Source organism: Butyricicoccus sp. (assembly GCF_050872565.1).
Classification (GTDB): Bacteria; Bacillota; Clostridia; order Oscillospirales; family Butyricicoccaceae; genus Butyricicoccus_A.
The window spans coordinates 1-2,862 of sequence record NZ_JBNMHC010000293.1 but is presented as its reverse complement, the minus strand read 5'-3'; the positions used below and the strand labels follow the sequence as shown (position 1 = coordinate 2,862).

At 53.4% G+C, this 2,862-nt stretch carries 2 protein-coding genes; both read right to left on the bottom strand.

What is annotated here, in order from left to right:
- Positions 1 to 2,499, bottom strand: a 2,499-nt coding sequence (gene rpoB / locus ACR0P9_RS10280; RefSeq protein WP_432619842.1) for a DNA-directed RNA polymerase subunit beta, incomplete at its 3' end; no start/stop codon positions are given.
- Between the two features lie 126 nt (positions 2,500 to 2,625).
- On the bottom strand, positions 2,626 to 2,862 hold a 237-nt coding region (locus ACR0P9_RS10275; protein ID WP_432619840.1), incomplete at its 5' end, for a hypothetical protein.

The window sequence follows — 2,862 nt, the reverse complement described above, 5'->3', positions numbered from 1 at the left end:
CGGTCCCAGCTTGGTATCGCGGGATTCGGATTCGTATTCTTCAATATGAATCGAGGTGTATACGTCGTCACGAACCAGACGCTCGTTGAGCAGTACAGCATCCTCGTAGTTATAACCTTCCCAAGTCATGAAGCCGATCAGCGCATTCTTGCCCAGAGCAACCTCGCCGTTGCAGGTAGCCGGACCGTCAGCCAGTACATCGCCCTTCTTGACGCGCTCGCCCAGATTAACAATCGGACGCTGGTTGATGCAGGTGGACTGGTTGGAACGCAGGAACTTGGTCAGACGATAGGTCTTTTCGCCCATCGTGTCGTAGTTTACGGTAACTTCACGCGCGGTGACGCGGGTAACGGTGCCGTCGCCCTCTGCCAGCGGAACAATACCGGAGTCTACGCAAGCCTTGTACTCCATGCCGGTACCAACAGCCGGAGCCTCAGTCTTGAGCAGCGGCACAGCCTGACGCTGCATGTTCGCGCCCATCAGTGCACGGTTTGCGTCATCGTGATCCAGGAACGGGATCATCGCGGTAGCAACCGATACCATCATGCGCGGAGATACGTCCATCAGATCGACATCCTGACGATCTACTTCGACGATTTCTTCGCGGCAGCGGCAGGTGATACGCGGGTTTGCGAGGCAGCCGTTTTCATCCAGCGGCTCGTATGCCTGGCATACGGTGTATTCATCCTCGACATCAGCGGTCATGTACTGAATCTTATCGGTAACACGGCCGGTTTCCTTATCAATGAAACGATACGGTGCTTCTACGAAGCCGAAATCGTTGATGCGTGCGTAAGTTGCGAGGTAAGAGATCAGACCAATGTTCGGACCTTCTGGGGTCTCAATCGGGCACATACGGCCGTAATGGCTGTAGTGTACGTCTCGAACTTCAAAGGATGCACGGTCACGGGACAGGCCGCCAGGACCCAATGCAGACATACGACGCTTATGCGTCAGCTCAGACAGCGGGTTGTTCTGGTCCATGAACTGGGACAGCGGAGAAGAACCGAAGAACTCCTTGATTGCCGCAGTAACCGGACGAATGTTAATCAGGGACTGCGGGGTAACGATGTCCAGATCCTGAATGGTCATGCGCTCGCGAATAACGCGCTCCATACGGGAGAAGCCGATGCGGAACTGGTTCTGCAGCAGCTCGCCGACACAACGCAGACGACGGTTGCCCAGATGGTCGATGTCGTCGGTGTTGCCGATGTCATGACCCAGACCCAGCAGGTAGCAGATGGATGCCAGCATATCATCGACGATGATGTGCTTCGGAATCAGATCATCCTTTGCAGCCTTGATGTCGTCGATCAGCTCATCCTCGCTCTTGCCCTCGGTCTTTGCGTTTTCCAGCAAATCCTTCAGGACAACGAAACGAACCTTTTCCTTGATGCCGCACTTTTCCTGCGGGTCAAAGGAAACGAAGTCCTTCATGTCAACCATGCCGTTGCCGAATACCTTGACCTTGGTGCCATCGTTTGCTTCGATGATGGTGCCATGTACGCCGCGGCGTGCAATCTCATTTGCCAGCTCGCGGGTGCAGACAGTACCTTCCTCTGCGATTACTTCACCGGTCATCGGATCGGTAACGGTCTCGCACAGCTTGTGGCCAGCCAGGCGGCGGGCAATGTTCAGCTTCTTGTTGTACTTGTAACGGCCTACCGCAGAAATATCATAGCGGCGGGTGTCAAAGAACAGCGCATTGAGCAGGCTGCGGGAAGAATCCACCGTTGGCGGCTCGCCCGGACGCAGCTTCTTGTAGATCTCAATCAGTGCTTCCTCAACGGTCTTGGACGGATCCTTGTCGAGGGTAGCGAGAATGCGCTCGTCCTCACCGAACATCTCAATGATCTCTGCATCGGTCTCTACGCCGATAGCACGGATGAAAGAGGTAATCGGGATTTTTCTATTCTTATCGATGCGGACATAGAATACATCGTTGCTGTCGGTCTCGTACTCCAGCCAAGCGCCGCGGTACGGGATAACCGTTGCAGACAGCAGCGGCTTGTCGGTCTTGTCCAGCGTCATGCCGTAGTATACGCCCGGGGAACGGACGATCTGGGATACGATAACGCGCTCTGCGCCGTTGATAATGAAGGTGCCGGAATCTGTCATCTTCGGGAAGTCGCCCATGAACAGCTCCTGCTCCTTGATTTCGCCCGTCTCGCGGTAACGCAGACGCATACGGACGCGCAGCGGGCAGGCATACGTTGCATCGCGTGCCTTGCACTCCTCTACGCTGTATTTCGGCTCGTCATCGAGCTTATAGTCGATGAACGACAGTTCCAGATTGCCTGTATAGTCGGTGATGCAAGCGACGTCCTCAAAGACCTCGCGCAGACCATCGGTCAGGAACCATTCGTAGGATTTTTTCTGAACCTCGATCAGGTTCGGCATTTCCAGAACTTCCGGAATTCTGGCAAAGCTCTTTCTGGTGGTGCGTCCATATTGCACATCATGAACGTGTACGCCATTGATCGTTGCTTCATTTGCCATATTGTACCCATCACTCCGTTTCTCAAGTATTCGATACGCCCGGCTGCGTAGTGATTATTGCTTCTTCGTTTCTTGCATCTTCGGTGAAAAAATGCTAGAATGTTTGTAGTGAATGTTTCCACCGTTCTATGTGGAAACTAATTTATAATACCACAAAACACCCATTTTGTCAAGATTCGGATGGGTGTGGCATCCCGTCGCTTCCGCCAGTTTTCGGTGAAATGCGGCGTTTTCTTTTATCCACATTGTCGGATGTGCACCAAAATCAGAAAAAAATTTTGCCCCGCCTTTGCTTCGCGCAGAGAGCGGGGCGTTCTTGTTTGTGACTGAGCCTTGCAAAAATTTATACCCAAAAGAAAGCGG